The organism is Bifidobacterium thermophilum (assembly GCF_002846655.1).
GTDB lineage: Bacteria > Actinomycetota > Actinomycetes > Actinomycetales > Bifidobacteriaceae > Bifidobacterium > Bifidobacterium thermophilum.
The window spans coordinates 250,894-270,383 of the sequence record NZ_PCGX01000010.1; the positions used below are offsets into that span (position 1 = coordinate 250,894).

General features: G+C 58.1%; 13 protein-coding genes and 1 riboswitch. Of the genes, 5 read left to right on the forward strand and 8 right to left on the reverse strand.

Annotation, left to right across the window (positions count from 1 at the left end):
* Positions 1 to 5 precede the first annotated feature (5 nt).
* From CQR48_RS06530 to CQR48_RS06540, 3 genes are all read right to left on the reverse strand, one after another.
* Entirely contained in the window at positions 6 to 878 is an 873-nt protein-coding gene (locus tag CQR48_RS06530) for a MetQ/NlpA family ABC transporter substrate-binding protein (protein ID WP_015450839.1), read from the reverse strand.
* 482 nt (positions 879 to 1,360) lie between these two features.
* On the reverse strand, positions 1,361 to 2,359 hold the full coding sequence (locus CQR48_RS06535; protein WP_101452401.1) for a ketopantoate reductase family protein: 999 nt from the start codon (positions 2,357 to 2,359) through the stop codon (positions 1,361 to 1,363).
* 116 nt (positions 2,360 to 2,475) lie between these two features.
* Positions 2,476 to 3,705 (reverse strand): pyridoxal phosphate-dependent aminotransferase, encoded by a 1,230-nt coding sequence (locus CQR48_RS06540; RefSeq protein WP_101452402.1) that lies wholly within the window; start codon positions 3,703 to 3,705, stop codon positions 2,476 to 2,478.
* A 792-nt stretch (positions 3,706 to 4,497) separates the two neighbouring features.
* Here CQR48_RS06540 and CQR48_RS06545 point away from each other — a divergent pair.
* Complete coding sequence (locus CQR48_RS06545) at positions 4,498 to 5,619, forward strand: Gfo/Idh/MocA family protein (protein WP_101452403.1); 1,122 nt, start codon at positions 4,498 to 4,500, stop codon at positions 5,617 to 5,619.
* A 120-nt stretch (positions 5,620 to 5,739) separates the two neighbouring features.
* Entirely contained in the window at positions 5,740 to 7,047 is a 1,308-nt protein-coding gene (gene dcm / locus CQR48_RS06550; RefSeq protein WP_029575914.1) for a DNA (cytosine-5-)-methyltransferase, read from the forward strand.
* 36 nt (positions 7,048 to 7,083) lie between these two features.
* Here dcm and CQR48_RS06555 read toward each other — a convergent pair whose 3' ends face one another.
* Entirely contained in the window at positions 7,084 to 7,896 is an 813-nt protein-coding gene (locus CQR48_RS06555; RefSeq protein ID WP_244898959.1) for an HNH endonuclease, read from the reverse strand.
* A 71-nt stretch (positions 7,897 to 7,967) separates the two neighbouring features.
* On the opposite strand from CQR48_RS06555, the gene CQR48_RS06560 reads away from it, so the two are divergent.
* The gene (locus tag CQR48_RS06560; protein WP_101452546.1) at positions 7,968 to 9,434 is read left to right on the forward strand and encodes a MutH/Sau3AI family endonuclease; all 1,467 of its coding nucleotides are present in this window, start codon (positions 7,968 to 7,970) and stop codon (positions 9,432 to 9,434) included.
* A 51-nt stretch (positions 9,435 to 9,485) separates the two neighbouring features.
* Here CQR48_RS06560 and CQR48_RS06565 read toward each other — a convergent pair whose 3' ends face one another.
* Both CQR48_RS06565 and CQR48_RS09170 read right to left on the reverse strand, forming a co-directional pair.
* Positions 9,486 to 10,994, reverse strand: a complete 1,509-nt coding sequence (locus tag CQR48_RS06565) for a Sau3AI family type II restriction endonuclease (RefSeq protein ID WP_044288399.1) — start codon at positions 10,992 to 10,994, stop codon at positions 9,486 to 9,488.
* Positions 10,995 to 11,120: 126 nt separating this feature from the next.
* Complete coding sequence (locus CQR48_RS09170; protein WP_160264769.1) at positions 11,121 to 11,264, reverse strand: hypothetical protein; 144 nt, start codon at positions 11,262 to 11,264, stop codon at positions 11,121 to 11,123.
* A 77-nt stretch (positions 11,265 to 11,341) separates the two neighbouring features.
* Here CQR48_RS09170 and CQR48_RS06570 point away from each other — a divergent pair, with 77 nt between their 5' ends.
* The gene (locus tag CQR48_RS06570; protein ID WP_101452405.1) at positions 11,342 to 13,210 is read left to right on the forward strand and encodes a DUF262 domain-containing protein; all 1,869 of its coding nucleotides are present in this window, start codon (positions 11,342 to 11,344) and stop codon (positions 13,208 to 13,210) included.
* A gap of 215 nt (positions 13,211 to 13,425) precedes the next feature.
* Here the strand turns inward: CQR48_RS06570 and CQR48_RS06575 are convergent, their stop codons facing one another.
* Positions 13,426 to 14,286: a TenA family protein gene (locus tag CQR48_RS06575; protein WP_101452406.1), complete on the reverse strand. Its 861-nt coding sequence runs from the start codon at positions 14,284 to 14,286 to the stop codon at positions 13,426 to 13,428.
* Positions 14,280 to 14,388: riboswitch (TPP riboswitch) on the reverse strand. Its footprint overlaps the gene before it by 7 nt.
* 554 nt (positions 14,389 to 14,942) lie before the next feature.
* Between CQR48_RS06575 and CQR48_RS06580 the strand changes: the two genes are divergently transcribed.
* Positions 14,943 to 15,521 (forward strand): pyridoxamine 5'-phosphate oxidase family protein, encoded by a 579-nt coding sequence (locus tag CQR48_RS06580; protein ID WP_101452407.1) that lies wholly within the window; start codon positions 14,943 to 14,945, stop codon positions 15,519 to 15,521.
* 156 nt (positions 15,522 to 15,677) lie between these two features.
* Here the strand turns inward: CQR48_RS06580 and CQR48_RS06585 are convergent, their stop codons facing one another.
* Entirely contained in the window at positions 15,678 to 19,430 is a 3,753-nt protein-coding gene (locus tag CQR48_RS06585) for a DEAD/DEAH box helicase (RefSeq protein ID WP_101452547.1), read from the reverse strand.
* Positions 19,431 to 19,490 lie beyond the last annotated feature (60 nt).

A 19,490-nucleotide genomic window follows, 5' to 3' on the forward strand; every position in this document is an offset into this window, starting at 1 on the left:
GGGCCTCACGCCTTCCAGCTTGCCGGCTTGCCGAAGTCCTTGAACTCGCTCTTGGCGATGGCGTCCTTGTACTCCTGGCTGGTGAGCAGCGCCTTGACTTTCTTGGCGAAGTCGCTGTTCTTGTCCTTGGTGCGCACGACGAAGACCTCCATCACGCCGCTGGTCTGCTTTTCGAGGGCGAGTGCACTGGACGGCTTGAGATTCGCAGCCCACGAGTAGTTGCCGGGAACGAGCGCGAAATCGACGTTGTCGAGGGAGCGCACAAGCTGGGCGGCGTCGAGGGTCTTGAACTTCAAGTTCTTCGGGTTGCTCTTCACGTCGTCGATGGTCGCCTTGGTCGCGTCGACTTCACCGTCCAGCGTGACGAGCTTGTTCTGCTCGAGCACACCGAGGGAACGCGCGAGATTGCTGGCGTCGTTCGCGATGGCAACCGTGGCGCCGTCCGGGATTTCACTGAGCTTCTTGTACTTGTTCGAGTAGATGCCCAGGCCGAGGGTCGGGGTCTGACCGAGCGAAGTGAGGTCGAGGTGGTTGTCGGCGGTGAACTTCTTCAAATAGTTGCCGTGCTGGAACAGGTTGGCCTGGATACTGCCGGAGGCGAGCGCCTTGTTGGGCTGCACGTAGTCGGTGAATTCCTTGGTGGTCAGCTCATACCCGTCGTCCTTAAGCAGCGGCGCGAACACGTTCTTGACCATGTCGCCGTATGGACCGGGGCAGACGCCGACAACGATCTTCGTGGTCTTGCCCTTGGTGGAGTCGAGGCTGGCGGTCGAGGCGTTGCTCGAGCCGCATGCGCCGAGACCGGCGGCCAGCATGATGCCGGCGGCCGTTGCTGCGATGAGTTTCCTACTGGTGTTCCACACGGTGCGTACTGACATTGCTCTCTCTCCTTGAATCACCCGAGCTGCGCCCGGACGGTTTGCTGTCGGTTTCGCCGCGCTCCCCTGCCAGCGGTGTTCCGGCTGGTTGAGCGGCGTTGGTTGTAATGTATGACCGCATTGGGCGGGATGTGCCGGCGTGGCTATCAGCTGTGATTATGACGCACGCCCCAAGCGCGTTCGAGAGGTCGAAATCCTTGATATTTCGCGGTTTTCCAAGATTGCCTGCCGGATATTGATTCTCTTTTGACGTCGTTATCGACATCGGCGATCACCATGGTGCCTTGCACTGATATTGCGCAAAAATCGGCCGGAAATATCACGGTGCGGCCGGGTTGTCCGGTCGCACCGTGGTTGGTTGGGTTTGTCGGTTTTCTGTCGGTTTCGTTGGTTTCGTCGGTTTCGCCAGGTTCGTCGGATTGTGTTGTGACGAACCTGCCGGCGATACCGGGACGCGCGGCGATAGCGGGACGCGACGCCTGTTACTTGAGGCTCGCCTCCTCGGCGGCGATGACATCGGGATGGTGGATGGCGAACGCGCGTTCCGCCAGATGCAGCTCATCGGTGACAAACTCGTGCAGCTTGCACACATACCCATGCTCGCGTCCGATACGCGCGATGTAGCCGTTGATGTAGTCGACCTCGGTCGGCCTGCCCTTGGTCAGGTCCTGGTACATGGACGGGAAGTGCAGCGGATGGGCCACGCCGGCGGTGTGCAGAATCGTCTTGACTTCCGATTCACGGGTCCCCAGCAGTTTAATGCCCGCGTGTTCGGCCGCACTGTAAGCCTCGTCCACGAGCTCTTCGGTCATACGTTTGGCCACGTCTGAACCCTCGAATTCGCCGAAACGGATGAGGAACATGGTGCACAGGGTGTTGAGCACCGAGTTGAACACGATTTTCGCCATGCACATGCCTAGGAAGTTGTCCACAATCGTCGGGTTGAGGGTCGCGGCCTTGAAATCGTCGAATATCTGCTGTTCCTCAGGGCTGATGGTCGTCTGGTTTTCGTCGTAGCAGCACATGTTCATCGCTTTCGCGTGGGCGCCGCCCGTGAAGTTCACATCGCCCGGACCGTAGACGACCGCTCCGATCAACGCGGTTCCGCCGATGATATGGTCCTTGGGGAAGTATTCGGCGAGTTTTTCGAAATGCCCGTACCCGTTCATCGCGGAGAACACATACTGCCGGTCATTGAACAGGTGGGCACAACGCTTGAGTACGCCGTCGAGCTGCATCTGCTTGACAAATACAATCCACACGTCCGGGTCACCGTGATACTCCTCCGGGTAGTAGACGCTGATCGGCACGAGGTGACGGTCCTTCTCGTCCTGCGAACAGTAGACGCCGCCTTGTTCACGGATTTTCTCGACATTCGGACGCCACGTATCGATGAAGTCGACGTCTTTGCCGGCGAATTCCTGGAGCAGAACGCCATACTGCGTGCCCATGCCGCCGGCGCCGATGATTGCGTATTTCATTGGTTTCCTCTCTGGGTTGTCGGTTGTATTGATTGGTTTGTCGGATGATTACAGGGGTTCGAGCCGAATGCGCGGATGCGGGCGGCGGACCGTGACGGCCAAAGTCATCAAGCACGTCACCAAGCGTCGCCGCGCGTGTCACGGATACGGTGTGCCGCCAGGGTCAACGTCTCCTGCGGCATAAGCAGACTGAACCGCACGTATCCGGCGCCGGTCGGGCCGAAATCGGAACCGGCGATCACCGCCACGCCGGCCTGACCGATAAGCCACTGGGCGAAAGCCTGATCATCACCGCCGGGAACCGGCATCCAAGCGAACAGGCCGCCATGCGAGTCGGTCAGGTGCAGTCCCGCTTCGGCAAGCCCCTCACGCAGGGCGAGATACCGGTGGTGATACCGGTCGGCGAGCACGCGGACCGTCGACTGGTCGCTGTTCAGCCCCGCCGCACCCGCGTCCTGCACAATCGAGGACACCAGCAGACTGGTCTGTGCGTGCACGGATTTCACCGCGGCCATGAGCTGAGTGTTGCCGGCCACGAAACCGCCACGCCAGCCGGCAATCATGTACATCTTTGACAGCGAGCACAATTCCAGCGACACGTCAAGGGCTCCCGGGGTGCTCAACAGGCTGATCGGCGGCTGCTCGTCATAGCCGATGCCGGCGTAGGCGAAATCGTTGACGATAACGACATGATGCTCCTTGCCTATGCGCACCGCCGTTTCGAACAGTTCCCGGGTCGCCACGGCACCGGTCGGATTGTTCGGATAGTTGAGAATGAGCAGTTTCGCCTCGTCCCAGATTTCGTCCGGCACGGCGTCGAGATCCGGTAGGAATCCACGCTCCGGGCTGGTTGCAATCGTGTACACCCGCCCTTGTGCCACTGCGGTTGACCCCTCGTATTGCGGGTAATACGGGCCGACCAGCACAACCAGATCGCCGGCGTTGACGAGGGTTTGGATGACGGCGCTGATGCCGACGGACGCGCCCGCAGTCGCCAGCAGCTGAGTGGCCGGGTCGAGGGTCACGCCGAATTCCCGCTGGTACCAGCCGGCCGCCGCCTTGAGGAAGGCCGGTTTGCCGTTGAATGACGGGTATTTGAAATCGGCGGGATCGCGGGCGGCCTGGGCGACCGCATCGATCATGAACTGCGGCGGCTGACCGTCCGGATTGCCTTGGCTCAGGTCGATGATGTCATGGCCGGCGGCCCGATATTTGGCGACCCGCGCGTTGGCCGCGGCAAACGGATTCGCCGGGATGCCACGCACCCGATCGGCGATGTTCGCGGTGATGTCTTGTGCTGTCGTTGCTGTTGTTGCCGTCGCTGCTGTTGTTGTTGCCTGTGTCATTGCGCCCACTCCTCTCGCGAGTTCCGCTCACACGGACGTCACCGGGTGGAAAGCCCGATTCCTGCCATGTGCCGTGTTGCCCTGTATGGTATGCAATCACGATTGCGCGGCGGAAACGCCTTGTCGGCTATTGCCGTTATCTATGCCGCACTATCAGATGCCGTGTTGTACGACGTTGTTCTGGGCGACGGTGTTGTTGGTAGCGGCGTTGCGAGCGGCAGTGTTACGAACGGCGGTGTCTTGCGGCATTGTTCTGAGCAACGGACCGATTGGCCGCCTCCAACGTATGCGGCCACATACGCAGGTCGGCGCGACCAAACAGGACGCCGCCTCCCGGACCGGCACTCAGCCACGCCACGCATGCCCAGACATACGCAAACCGGCACGCCCCAATCCCCTGTCCCAAATCACCGCAAGAAACAGCACGCCACGCATGTCTTGGGACACACAACTTGACGCTTGTCCGCTTCGCCGCGCAAACTTCCGCCGCAACCGCAAGTCCTGCATGCCGCCGCATACGCGACATGACAAATCAAGCTACGCCAGCCCCATCTCTCGGCCGGCGTGCCCCGTCATTTGTCTGCGCAAGTATGTCGGGACATGCGGAACATGCCGAACCTCTCTCTCCGCCGCTGATTCCCGGCAGCGACAACCAGCCTGCGTATGCCCCGGCGTACGTACTCCGTCAATCATCCGCACCGCCACGGGCAGCCCCGCCGGTCGGGAGGCATCATCATTCGTTCAGGCGGTGCTCGTAAGGTGTGATTCAACGACTGGACCAAAGGAGCATCGATGGCAGAGCACACCACCGCACACACAGATATCGCATCAAGCACGTCCGGCATCGCAACGGCAGCGACGGCGGCAACCGTACCGGCACCGGCACCGTACGCGGCACCTGAACGCCCGATTAATGTGGCGATTCTTGGCGCAGGACGTATCGCTCAGAAGATGGCGACCACCCTCACCCTGATGGCGCAAGACCCGACGTACCGCGCGTATGCCAGACCGTACGCCGTCGCTTCCCGCGACCAGGCGCGCGCAGACGAATTCGCGGCGCAGTACGGCATTCCGGTGGCGTACGGGTCATACGCGCAGATGCTGGATGACCCGGAAGTCGACCTCGTGTACATCGCGACCCCGCATTCGCTGCACGCCGAGCAGGCGATCGCGTGTATGGAAGCCGGCAAGCATGTGCTGGTGGAGAAAGCATTCACGGTCAACGCCGAGCAGGCGCAACATGTGATTGACATGTCCTGGCAGACCGGACGGCTGTGCGCCGAAGCGATTTGGACGCGGTACATGCCGTCGCGCGCAATGATTCGCCGGCTGGTCGAGGACGGCACCATCGGCGATGTGTGCGCGATTAGCGCGAATCTGAGCTATCCGACCACACGCAAGCAGCGAATCGTCGACCCGAAGCTTGCAGGCGGCGCGTTGCTTGATGTCGGCGTGTATCCGTTGAATTTTATCGATATGGCGATCGGCGGTGACGGCGGCGGGCGCAGCATCGCCCGCATGGAGACCGCGATGATCCCGTACAAAACCGGCGTGGACGCGCAAAGTACGACAACCTTGTTCTACGATGACGGCGTGATGGCGGTGAGCACCTGCTCGCTGCTTGCCGTTTCCGACCGCGATGGGGCGATTTGGGGCACGGACGGGTACCTCATGTGCCGCAACGTGAACAATGTGGAGTGCATCGACGTGTATGACAAGGATCACGCGCTGATTCGCAGCATCCCCGTACCCGCGCAGCTGACCGGCTACGAGTATGAGGTCGCCGCCTGCGCCAGTGCCATCGCCGCCGGATCGACCGAATGCCCGGACATGCCGCACGCCGACACCCTGCGGATGATGCGGCTGCTCGATCAGATCCGCGAGCGCTGGGGGCTGCGGTACCCGTGTGAGTGAGGTGGGGTGAAGCGCCGAGAAATCTCTTATATAAGAACACGCCCTTTACTTTCCCAGGTTGATCGAATCTGGGGATTAGCATAATATTGCTGCTCTGACTGGAACAGGAGCGTGGAACTGATGGACAAGACTATTCGTATTGCCGAGCTGTTCGCGGGCGTGGGCGGCTTCCGCCTCGGCCTGGACGGATACGACAACCCGGAGCATCCCGAGTTCCACAAGGATTCCGCCGGCCCGTTCCAGACGGTGTGGGCGAACAACTGGGAGCCCAACGGGCAGGAGAGCAAGCAGTTCGCCGCGCGGTGCTACGCGCACCGGTTCGGCGAGGACTCAATCGTTAACGAGGATATTGCCAAGACCCTCGACGAGGTTGAGGCTGGGACACGGCAGATTCCCGAGTTCGACATGCTCGTGGGCGGGTTCCCCTGCCAGGACTATTCCGTCGCCAAGCCGCTTTCCATGGCCGCAGGCATCGACGGGAAGAAGGGCGTCCTGTGGTGGAGTATCAACCGGCTGCTGGAGATGCGTCATCCTCGTCTCGTGCTGCTCGAAAACGTCGACCGGCTGCTGAAATCTCCCGCCAGCCAGCGCGGCCGTGACTTCGCCATCATCCTGACCTGCCTGAACCGTCTCGGTTACGACGTCGAATGGCATGTGATTAACGCCGCCGAATACGGCATGCCCCAGCGCCGCCGCCGCGTGTATATCTACGCCGAATACGCGGATGGGGCTGAACGGGAAACGACTGCGGAAGCGCTGCATACCCGGCTGTTCGAGTCGGGCGTGCTCGCGCGCTCGTTCCCTGTCACGCCGGCGGAGAAGAACGCCGTATCTCGGACATTTACAATCGGCATTGACCCGTACAAGGCGACCCAAACCTTCGGCAAGGGCGAGAAGACCAGCCCGTTCCAGAATGCAGGTGTCATGGTCAATGGGCATGTGCTCACCGTCAAGACCGACGCCGTGTACGACGGACCGTTCCACACACTCGGCGAGTACCTTGTGCCCGCCGACCAAGTGCCTGCAGAATACTGGATTGACGAGGCACACCTGCCGACATGGCAGTATCTCAAGGGCGGTAAACGCGAGCAGCGAACTACGAAGACCGGCTACCAATACACGTACTCCGAAGGACCGGTCGCGTTCCCCGATCCCCTCGATCGACCGAGCAGGACCATCCTTACCGGGGAAGGCGGTGCCGGGGCGAGCCGAACAAAGCATGTCGTGCTGCAGGATGGCAGGCTTCGCCGTCTCGTACCCGACGAGCTTGACCAACTCCAGTGCTTCCCGAAGGGATGGACCGCGGACGGTATGACCGACGGACATCGTGCGTTTTGCATGGGCAACGCCCTCGTTACCGAAATCCCCCACCGAATCGGCAAAGTCATCGCGCAGGACGAAGCGGAACGGAACAACAAGAGGGAGTAGGCGCGGTTCCGCCAACGCGTTCGCATACCGGTGCCGTTATGCAGCGTCGAGGAATATCTCCTTGTTGTGATATTCGATGAACCGATGGGATGGTCTGCCCGTCTCGGGCAACTCGATTCGCATTCCCTCGAAGCGATACAGCCATCGGTCATTTGCCTCGTCATGAGGCACCGCGGAATGCGCAACATGGACACGATAGTCATCGTCAATCGTGATGAACCCGCGGTCGAACGCCTTGTCATGGAACGCATTCAGCAACAGCCCGTTGCCCGCAGCGGTTTTTTCGACCGCATCCGACACATTCCACGGTTTGATATGGCTCGCCACCAGCAACTGGTCAATCCCAATGCCCGTCATACAGCACCGGCCATGATAATTCTTAACCAACAGGTTCCTGAAATACTGTTGGTGAATCCGCTGCATAACAGTAGCCTCACGCTCGCCGCCCGTCATGAGCATATGCGTCGTTTCCAGCACGGAAGGTGTGCCGACAATATCGTCGTTCTCAAGGCCAGCTGATCCATACGTATGGAACAGCAACTGCAAACATTGTTCCAAAAACGTATCCCGCGATTCGGCATACATTTCCCACACCTGCTCGTCAAGCTTGCTGCCATGACGCATACCGACTTTGCCCAAACCCACGCGGTTTGGGTCATGCGCTGCGATGTTCCATATCTTCAGCGCCACAGACGATGGCGTGCGATGGAGACGATTGGCGAGCCTGCGCACGTCAGCACCTTTATCATCGCATTCGCGAGCCGGCAGAACGTAGTACAGCGCGAAGGCCATCATGGTCTCGTCCAGCGACCAGTTCCGCCTCGTCGATGCTGCGCTACGCTCACTCACAAGCCCAGGATATACCCGAGACGCAATGATCAGTAACCGCTGAGATGGCATGGCCGGCATACAATACCTGTATGGCCTTTGATGAGCGGCACGTTTTCACACGATCCCAGTTGGAGCAGATACTTTCGAAATGCATCGGCAAGACTTTGCAGGAAGTAGATACACAGCATGTCCTTAACGGCAAACGCAACAAGGGATACGCCGGCGCCATCATTGAACAATCCGTTCTCGGGTATCCCGCCGACAGCGACCGCAGACCCGATTTGCTTGTGGATGGGACGCCCGTCGAATTGAAGACGACCGGATTGGTCACGTCCAAAAAGAGCAAGGCAAACGGCGACAGTGGATACAAGGCGAAGGAGCCAGTATCAGTCACTGCAGTACAACTCGACAACATATGCGACGAGGATTTCGAGCATTCCGGATTCTGGGAGAAGGCCCGGCATCTCCTCTTCGTGTACTACCTTTACGCTCACAAAACCAATTCTCCTGCCGACTACGGCGATTTCCCCCTCTTGGGGTACCAGTTCGTCGATTTTATCGGGGAAGACAAGGAACTGCTGAAACACGACTGGGAAATCGTGCGAGATTTCATCATACAAATCAACGCAGAACATCCTGAAGACCCAGAGACCCAGTACCCGCGTATCAGCAGCGAACTGAATAGGCAGAGACTCTCAGTCATCGACACCTCACCCAAGTGGCCGAACAAGCCGCGATTCCGCCTGAAAGCGGCGTTTGTGACGGCAATCTACAACAAATACGCCGGAATCACGTTCGATGACCTTCCCGATGATATTCGCAGCCTTGGCGAGCTAGATCACGAATGCCATCGAATCACCGACCTATATGGCGGGAAAACCGTTGAGGAGCTTTTCCGGATATTCGGAATCGACAACAGGCCCGCAAAAAGCGACGGCGAAGCCGTGACCGTTCGTATGTTCGGCGGCACAGCCAAGAAGATGGGCAAGGTGGAGACCTTCGCCAAATTCGGCGTACACGGGAAATCACTCGTACTCACCAAGAAAGGCGGCAGGACAGAGGATATGAAACTGTTCCCCGTGGACTTCGATGAGTTGCAAGACCCGTCAGTCGGGTTTGAGGAATCGTCGTTCTACACGTATTTCTCCGAGGCCCAACTCCTATGCAGCGTCTTCGAGGAACCAAGTTTTGAAGCACCATTCGCCGAGAATGTCTTCCTTGGATTCAAGCGTTTCACCTTCTCCGATGACTTCATCAACACCGAAGTAAGGGCGGTCTGGGAGCGCATGAGAGAACTCGTTTTCAACCATGAATTGCGTATTGTCCCGAAGCGGCACAAGGATGGCACGCCCATCATTAACAAGACAGGCGTGCCAAGCGAAGCGCCCAACTGGCCGAAATCCGCCGAACATACGGTGTTCGTCCGCGGGTCCGGCAACGATTCGCGCCCACAGTTCAAGACAGTCGTCGTCAATGGGCTTCATATGTATCGCCAAGATATCTGGATCAAGGGAACATATCTCGCTGAGCAACTCAACATGCTGCCGTTCCTGTGATACTCACGGTATCTCCTGGGGTCGCAATGCCAGGAGATACCGCCGAGGGCACTATCCGAGATGCTCGTGAATAATCTTCGCCACGTACCGCCTGTCAAGCCAGAATGCCTGCTTGGTTATGCTCTCCCCATTAGGCAGCAATATGCGGTCGGCACCGTCACCGCCATGCGGGCGAATGTGGCATACGCCATTGAACGACGAGTCAGGCAGTAGGTTCGAACCTCTCCGCTCCCCGTAATGCAACGGCACCTTATCGACCATCAACTGATGCACGCGCTCCCAAACCGGCCGGATATACCGTTCAATGTCCTCTTCGGGCATATTCCACAGGAATGCGCCTTCGAAAGTATCATCCATGAAATCGCGCTTGTGAGTCCGAGTCCCCCGGTTACGAAGCGAGCATATCAACATTCGATTGTCTTCAAAGAACCGGTACATGAACGAGTCGTGCCATGTAGCCGTCGGGTCGCCGAGCTCATTCCACTGGTCTTCGGTGATATACGGGAAGGACATGCTCTCTTTCGGCAACTCATCATTAAACCGTTCAACCACCTTGACTTGGGTAACTCCAGCAGCTTTGAACTGCTCCACGGCATCGACGTTCTTGCTCTTGACACCGAGCATCGCCAATACCATGCGCTGCTTGTACTGATTGGCCTTCACGCTTGGCAGATGATACTCGGCCAGATTGCTCACGATTTCCCGACAGGTATGGCCCACATACTGGTTCGCATGGGATCTGACAAATTGGCTCAACGATTCGTCAGCAGACAGCTGGAGACGTTCACCGTCACTCGTGCCCAGCAGCCGTTTCGCGACCATCGACATATACGATGCCTTATACGAGAAGGCACGCTGTTTCGCTTTGATGTACCGTTCGGCAGACCCCTCCGGAGCCGGCGCCCGTCGTATGGAAGTCGCGGCGGTGCTGCCTTTCGTGGATGCAGCCAGATAATTCGTGTCTGACTCGCTGAGCAAATCGGCGTAACCTGCAGCTACCTTGTCATGGATGAACTGCCAGTCCTCACGGATAGTCGCCAGCTCTTGGTCGCGATAATCCAGTATGACCGATTTGTATATCTTGCATTGGTTACGCGGTTCAAGCTGCAGGTCTTTGCGGTCATCGATGTAATAGATAATCACCATATTCTTGGCTTTTCGCCAAAACGTGGACGTATCGAAATGTTCATCCGGAAGTTTCAGGTAATTGATGATATCGATGACCAGCCGCTCTTTCGCGTACAGGTCGAAATCCCTTGGCTTCTTACTCTTCTTTGAATAATGGCGCAGTGGAGTCATCTTCAACTCATATGGGATTCCCCCGACCAGTAAATCCGGATTCGGATCTGAGTTTATTCGATATTGGGCAACGGATTCCTCAAGAGCCTCCCCTTGGCCTCCCTTGTTCTTCTTCTTGACCGTACGACCGGTGCCGTCAATTTCCCTTATCGGCTTTCCCTCGGCCGCACGCAGTCTCTCTCGCAACTCGTCAATGGACGAGAAGACGCGCCGATTCGGATAATGCTTCTGCGGCGTGTGTTGACTCAATACATCAAACATCGACGACACTGTATACCCCCCCTGATAACGAGACGATTGTTTACAGTGTAACCGGCGAACACGCCCGACGGGCCAAATCAGCAACATCGTCGATGGCACGGCAGCACGCTGTCATTCTGGTTGCTTTCACCATGTCGGCGGGTTGCCGTTAGCCAACACTCGCCAAACAGGCTCCATCATCAAGCAGTTGTTCAGGCAATTCCCCAACACGCCGATCAGCTCAAAGAAATCAATCAGATTGTCTGTTTCTGTCCAGATCTTCTGGATCATTGATCATTAGGTCATCAATTAGATGACCTAATGACAGCAACCGGACAAGCCCACGGCTTTGGATACAGGGGACGACCATGGACATTCAAGCACACCAAGAACCGATCAACGAAACACTCCCGATTGCAGGAACAGTACAGCTGTATATTCCTCCATTCAAGCATCGATATTGCTGGAAAACCGACCAGATCGACCAGCTGTTCGCCGATATCCGCTACGAGGACGAGAACTACTACGTCGGCAATCTGCTGGTGGTCCCGCATGAGCAGCAGGGAAAGAACATCCCGGATGCGTATGACGTGATTGACGGTCAGCAGCGCCTGACCACAGTCTCGTTGTTCTTGCTGGCCATCTGGCAGCGGGCTCAAGAGATTTCCAATGACGAGAATACGTCAAGAGACGACATCATGAAGACCGGAACCATCCAGTCAGATATCAAGCGCCGTCTGATTTTCAACAATTCAGACGATGCCCTAGAACCTCGACTCCACCTGCTCGAGGAGGATGACACCGTCTACCGCAGCCTCCTGCGTGTTCTCAACAGAAAAGAACCCGGACGCACCGGACGCACGGCGTTCGCAAAACGGTATGGGTACATTCGCAAACTGTTCGGAGCCGACGCATTCCCGACCATCGGCGAGCTGGACAAATTCTATGAGAAGCTGCTCAAGGTCACCATTTTGCGCATCCATGTGTCAGATGTCACCGACGCGTTCAACGTGTTCTCCTCGATGAACTCGAAAGGCCTGCCGCTGACACTAGTCGACCTGCTGAAGGCGGAATTCATTTCGGACGCAGGCGAATACCTCGACCGCAAGGCAGAAGAAACCACCAACCAGTGGATAGCATTGTCCGAAACCCTCAGCCGCGACGGCGAGCCGGATACCACCATCACCACCCAGTTCCTCCTGAACAATTGGGACGCGTTCGAAAGCGAAGACAACAGATCCATCACCAAGAGCAGCGCGCTCAAACTCTACCGCAGCCGAATCCGCCAGTACTACAGTGAAAAACGCTCCGACTATCTGTCAGTTCTCCAAGAACGTGCAGGCATCTATGCCCAGATTCTGTGTCTGCCCGAGCATGAGCATCACGACCAGACCATCGCCAAGCGGCTGAAGGCGCTGGTTCAACTCGAATCGACCCAGTCGTACCCGCTGTTGATGGAGCTGCTTGGAGATCCCGGCCTCGAGCTCGGAGATGCACTCCCACAGATTCTCGACTATCTCATCGCCTTCTACGTGCGGCGAAACATCACACTGGTGCCAAAATCCTCTAATATCAGAGCCCGCATCATCCGTCTGACCCGCGAACTCAAGCAACACAAGTACACCGGAATCGCGGCACTGAATCTCATTCGTAACGGTGAAGGCGATATCCAAGGATTGAACGCCATCAGTGTCGACGACAATGTGCTCCGTACAACCCTGTGCACGCAAGGCATCTACGACAAGAACAAGGCGACAACGCGCTTTGTCCTGATCGACCTCGAACGACGCCTGCCGGGCGAAGGTATCGTCAGCAAAGCGCGCCCGGACACCTTTGACGATTTCGTCAAGAACAGCACCAAACAACGTCGCTGGTCCATCGAACACATCCTGCCGGAAGGTAACCTACCTGATACGTGGAACAACGCGATCAGCCCGGACAATCCAGACCAAGCCAAGGAAATCCAAGCGGAATGCGTCCACCTGATCGGCAATCTCACGCTCACCCCATACAACAGCGAACTGGGGCAACGAACCTTCGACGAGAAGAAGCGGTACAAGGATCCGACCAGCAGCGATATCACAGGTCTGGCGATGCCGCTGAAAATCAACGTGTCCATACCGGATGTCGAGAACGGCGAGACACTCGAGTCGAAAACGACATGGACCGCTGATGACATCAAGCGCCGGAGTGCTTGGTTTGCCGATAAAATCGCCCAGCTGTACAGCCTGAATTGAGTTGTGGCAACGGCTCCTGTGGTGATTGAAATTACGCGGCAGCGGGATTCCAATCCTCGCGGGAGCCGCCCCCCATATGCTTTCAGATAAGTCGAGCGGCCACCTGCGTGATTAAACTGCTCGGGTTATCTCCTGATCAGAGGATTATCAACAGTCGCCAGCGGATCTTCATCCGCCGCCAACGCGTCAAGGGCAGCCAGCACGCGTTCGTGACGTCAGCTTTCCCGCTCTCCTTCTGGCTCCCCCACCGCATACGCATACGAATCCTCGAAGAACGCGCGCTCGAGCCGTGCGACTTCGGGGAATACGGCGGCTTCCGGGCCGTCGACGCTCGCATACCGGTTCACCAGCTCGATGAGATTGCCCACCCAGCGGCGGAACAGATCGCCTTCGTGCAGCTCCACCCAGCCGCGGTGCGCCGGCACCTGCTGGACGACACCCGCATCCACCGTGCGCTTGGCCCAGGCCAGGTACAGCCATTCCATCGCGCACATCAGGCACAAGAGTTGAGCGAAACTGCCGGTCGCGGCAATCTGGTCGAGATACGCGCAATATTCGCGGTTCGCCGGGGTTTGTGGCACGCTCGCCTGATGCCGCTCGTCTACCCCGTATTCCTCAAGGAACCGCAGGAAATACGGCTTCTCCTGATCGGCGAAGAACTCGGCCTGCTGGTTGAGCATGTCCCGAATCTCCTGCGTCGGCGCCTGCGCGGTCAACCGTTCCAACGTCGGCTGCGTGAAGAACGTGAAATCCTGAATCAGATAGCTGATGAGCACACTGTCCGGCAACGTGTCATCCAACAGTTCGTTGACAAACCGCGAATTAATCGCCGCCCGCCAATCCTCGGCGGCCGACATGTAGAACGCGTCAGCCACACTGCCGGGCGTCGCACCGAGAAAAGCGTAATCACCGCTTGCGCTGGCCGGTGCGAGCGGGACATGCTTTGCCGCAGATCCAGACGTTTCACCAGGCACACCGGATGCACCAGATGCACCGGACGCACCGGTTTGGGCGACGTGTGATGCGATTGTCGCTTCAGCAATATGATTCGAATGAGCAGACGATAATGCCGTCATGGCTGTTCCTTTCCTTCGCCGGTATTGCCCGGACAGGTTCACAGGGTCTGCGCCTTGCGCACTCTCAGCCACGGCCCCGCCGCAGCTCCCCTAGGTTGCCCAGCCACCCTACCTCAGCCACCGGGACATACGTGCACGAGTTTCGCCCCCATCATCGAGTTGCGCCGCCCCTGCGTTCCGGGATTCGCCCGTCATTGCACCATCGTGCGCCCCTGCGGCATATGCCGGCCAACATCACCATGCCCATCTACCAGCACGATTGCCGTCATCCCGCGCAATGTTCACTATTCCGTCGGATTCCGTCGGGCGTCGCACCATCCGATACCAGCGCATTGAGAATCATTGAAAACGAGAACCGACTTCATGCCCTGGGGCGTTCAATCATTGCGGCATATCACGTCGCGAGGCGCCCTACGTTCTATACTGCACTGTAACAACCGCCTGGATGCGCGTCCCGTACCGAATGCAACTCGTATGCCACCGCATCACCATACTGTGAGGATTTCATGACCGATTCTGCTCTTCAGCCGCCACGACACACGCCAACACCGCAGGATGCCGCGCCCGCCCCACTCAGGACGCCATTACCGCCATCCGGCTCTTTACGCCGCGCGCCGCATGTACATGCCTCGACGGCCCCCGGAGTGCATCGTCCGATGCGCCGAGCCGATCGCGAAGTACGCTCCCCGCAGCAAATCAAGGATATTCTTGACGCGTGCGAAGTCGTTCGTATCGCCTACCAGGATGCCGAAGGGTTGACCATCGTGCCGATGAATTTCGGCTATGATTTCAGCCTCGCTCGGTTTGCACACCCCGAAGACGATCTTCCGGTCAACGTGTCAGCGGACGGCACACCGTTGCCACCGGATTTCGGTGAGTTGCGCATCTTCCTGCATTCATCGCACGAGGGACGAAAAATCGACGCCATCAGTGCAGCCGGCAACGCGCTTCCGGTCGCCTTTGAGCTTGACTGCGACCATCAGGTGCATGAAGGCCGCACACCTTGCAACTGGTCAGCGTCCTTCCGCTCGATTGTCGGTACGGGTATGGCATCGGTGATAACGAATCTGGATGAGAAAATCACAGCCATGCAAGCCCTGATGAGCAAGCAAGCCGGCATGGATCACGTGCCGTTCACCGCGCAGCAGATGGCAAGCGTCACCGTCTGGCAAATCACTTCGACCAACTTCACCGGAAAAATCCACACCGTTCCGCGCCCGCATGGCGGCAAGTGACTGTCCTTGCGCCCCTGCCCGATTCGCAACTTGGCATATCGTCAGCTCGGGCGCCGCGTGATACTTGCGCGATTCGCAGCGCAATACGGTCGCCGTCCGCAACGGCGTTCTCGCCCGACCATCGCCCGACCGGCCACCGACCGACCGCCTGGCAACTCACCCGAGCAACGCGAGCAGATCGTCCTTGGTGAGCCGGCTGATGGCACTACCACCGGTCGTCGAGGCATCGTCCACGAATTTCGCCGCAAGATCGGACTTCGTGTGCTGCAAGTTGAGAATACGCTCCTCAATCGTGTCCTTCGCCACGATCTGATACACATTCACATCCTGCGTCTGCCCGATGCGATGCGCACGATCGGTCGCCTGATTCTGCGCAGCCGCATTCCACCATGGGTCAGCATGCACCACCACGCAAGCACCAGTCAGATTGAGACCGGTGTTGCCGGCTTTCAGCGAAATCAAGAACACCGGAGTGTCATCCTTGTTGAACTGGTTGACCAGTTCAAGCCGCTTCTTCTTCGGGGTCGCGCCGGTAATCACGTCATAGTCAATATCGTTCTTGCGCAGCCGCTTGCCGATCAGATGCAGATAGCTGGTGAACTGCGAGAAGATCAGCATCTTACGACCCGCATCACGGCACGACTCCACCAGCTCCTCAATGGCGTCAAGCTTGGCGGATTTCTTCCCCGCATTCTCGTACACGAGCCGCGGATCACAGCAGATCTGCCGCAAGCGGGTCAGCTGGGCGAGCACCTTGATTTTCCCGGCACCGGAATCGAAATCGGCATCCCGGTTGATGGAAGCGCGCAACCGCTGCTCAAGCGCAGCATACAGTTTGCGCTGTTCGCCCTCCAGCTGGACAGTGATGACATTCTCAATCTTGTCAGGCAAGTCGCCGAGCACATCTTTCTTCAGACGCCGCAAAATAAACGGACCTACGAACACCTGAAGCCTGCGCTGCACGATGGCGTCGCCGCTGAGAATCGGCATTTCAAAACGACCGCGGAAATGCTTGTAACTACCCAGCATCCCCGGCATGAGGAAATCGAAGATGCTCCACAATTCGGACAGCCGGTTCTCAATCGGCGTGCCGGTAAGCGCAAACCGGTGTTTGGCTTGGATCGCGCGAACCGCCTGTGAGGATTTCGTCGCATGATTTTTCACGTATTGCGCCTCATCCAACGCCATACATGTGAAGGTGATATCCCGATAATCATCGACATCGCGCCGCAGCAAATCATATGATGTGACGAGCAAATCATAATTGCGCGCACTGGCGAGAATCGCCTGACGCTCATCTTTGCTTCCTGCCAGCGCGACGACATGGAGTTCTGGAGTGAATTTCTCCGCTTCCGCAACCCAGTTGTAGACCAAGGACGCCGGGCAGACGATCAGATTCGGCCCGTGCTCACGCGATTCATCCAAGCGGCTGAGCAGCATGGCGAGCATCTGCACGGTTTTGCCCAGACCCATCTCATCCGCCAGAATACCTCCGAACCCCTTGTCGCACACCGCGTTGAGCCATCGGAAGCCCTCCACCTGATACGGGCGGAGCACGGATTTCAAGCTGTCAGGCACTTCGTAACGGGTCGGATCGATAATCTTGAGGTTGTCAACATACTGGCTGAACCGCTCGTCCTTATCGTCATCATCGGCCTGCCCGTCAAGATAGAACGCCTGGAATGCGGGCACGTCCACGGCTCCATCGGCGAACTCATCCCGATCTATGCCCAAATCGTCGGCAACGGTGTCAAGTTCGCTGGTGTCCATACTCGCCAAGTTGACGAATCTGCCGTCACGCAGCCGATGGAATCGCTTGCGCTGATGGTAGCTGTTGAGCAGCTGCGGCACTTCGTTTGGATCGACCTCATCGGCGATAGGCGAGATTTCCACCAAATCGGAACGCATGGACAATCCGATTTTGACGACCGGAGACGGCATGGATGTCACTCCGTCGAACGCCGGTGTCGAGTAGACGGTTCCCAGACCGCGCAACACTGGCAATCCTTCTGTCAGCAGGCGGTAGATGCCCTCGTCGTCATCTTCAGCCAACCGCGCGACCGGACCGTCCGGGCGCGGGAAATAATGCAGCAGCGCTTCCACGACAAGCCGTTCGGTCGCCGTGTCGCGCACCACGCCGTCATGCGCGCCGTTGCCGTTGAAGATGTGGAATCGGCGATCGCCATACCTGGCTTGGGCATCACACGTGATGCCATCGCGATCGCGGTCGAAATACAATTCGATCTTGCACGGCTGTTGTATGGTGGCCAGCAGTTTCGCCGGAATATCAGCGATCAAGCCGCGCAGGGGCTGACGCTGATGCTGGTCCTGGTCCTGATCCTGATCCCGGTCCGAGTCATTCGCCGGATTGCCGGACACGCCAGATGCCCCAAGCTCATTCGGATTGCCGGACTGAGGCGTCTCAGACACCGTCTCGCTATTCGAATCATCAGCGGACGTCGCAACAGAATCTGCGGTGTCGCTCGATTCGGCCACCGGCCCATCATCCGACTCCTGCCCGGCCGGCACACCGTCAATCGCACCGACCGTCAACTGCGGAAGCACGGTTCGGCTGAATACATTCAGATCCCGGGGACTCACATACTGTTCGATTTCGCGATCTTCCCCGCACAAAGCGATGGCAAGCTGCTTGCGCCGAGCCAATTGCGACGAACACCGGAAAATCATCGGCAGACCATCCGTGTTGGCTGAGAACCATTCACGGTCCGCCCCGATCGCGGAGCCGACGATGACATACGAGGAGGGGTGCCCGTCAATCACCGCAATCACGCTGGCAGTGTGGGTGATCGCGTATCCGCCATCGGCAGCCGGTGTGATTCGCAGTCCGAAATCAGGGTCGGCATCCACAACGCGCATATCGCGCGCGTTGGCGAACGCCGAACCGCTCCTGACAAACCCTACGGATTCGCCGGTATCGACGAACAAGCCAAGCAGTTCCGCCAATTCGTCGTCAGCCACCGGATATCCGCCGCCCGAAGCGACACGAGTGGCCGGATAGTACATGCTCGCGTTGAGACTTTCCCTGACCTGCACCGCGCGATCAAGGATGTCAAGCATCTTCCGCGATTGTTCGTCGAAGGTGTCGCGAGTGTGGACGAACGCAAGTTTCTGCCCATACTGGACATACTCCTGCTCCCGCACAGCGCTCAGCAATTCGGGAATACCGCTGACGACGTAGCCGAGTCTGAGTGAGGGGACGGTGAGTTTGAGACGGATCGTGCCGCCTGATATCCGCAATGATTTCGAGAACACAAGCTCCAAATGCACGCTGCCAATCGGCAGATGACGACTGGTTTGCACAGCAGGAAGCACTCCGCCGTTCTTTTCCGCGGCGCTGACCTGTTTGAGCAGGTCGAGCTGCCTGTTTTTCGCGTTATCGGCTTGACGACGCTCTTCGTCGAACATGAACCGTTCCAGCATCGGCGACGTGGTGCGGCGCTGGCGAGCGCTCCGCTGTGATCCGCCTCCTGTTACAGTGAACGAATCTGAATCTTCGTTGTAGGCAATGATCAACGCCAGCACATGCTTGCAGATGCCGCCGAATCTGCTGAACGCGGGGCAGGTACAAGAAGAATCGGTGAAATCTGAACGATTCTCGTCAATATGCGTGCTGACATCGTAATCGCTCAAGAAGTTTTCGGTACTGTGGACCGTCGCGTGAAGCGTTTCGCCGTCATCGGTATAGGTGCATGTGAAATCACGCATCCGATTGCTGGAAAGGACATCGAACGCACGATAATACGCGGCTCCCCCTCGCCGTTTCAGCTTGGATTCAGGAACAACCTCGTCGCGCGCACCATACGAAGAACCGGATTCACCGCCGAAATCGCGAGGCGTGTCGTATCCGCTGCCGCCGCGTCCCCCATAAACCGATGCATGCCAGTCCATGACCACCATCCTTCATCACGCACTCGTTCCATCGTAACGCAAGACGGGCGGGAAACGTAT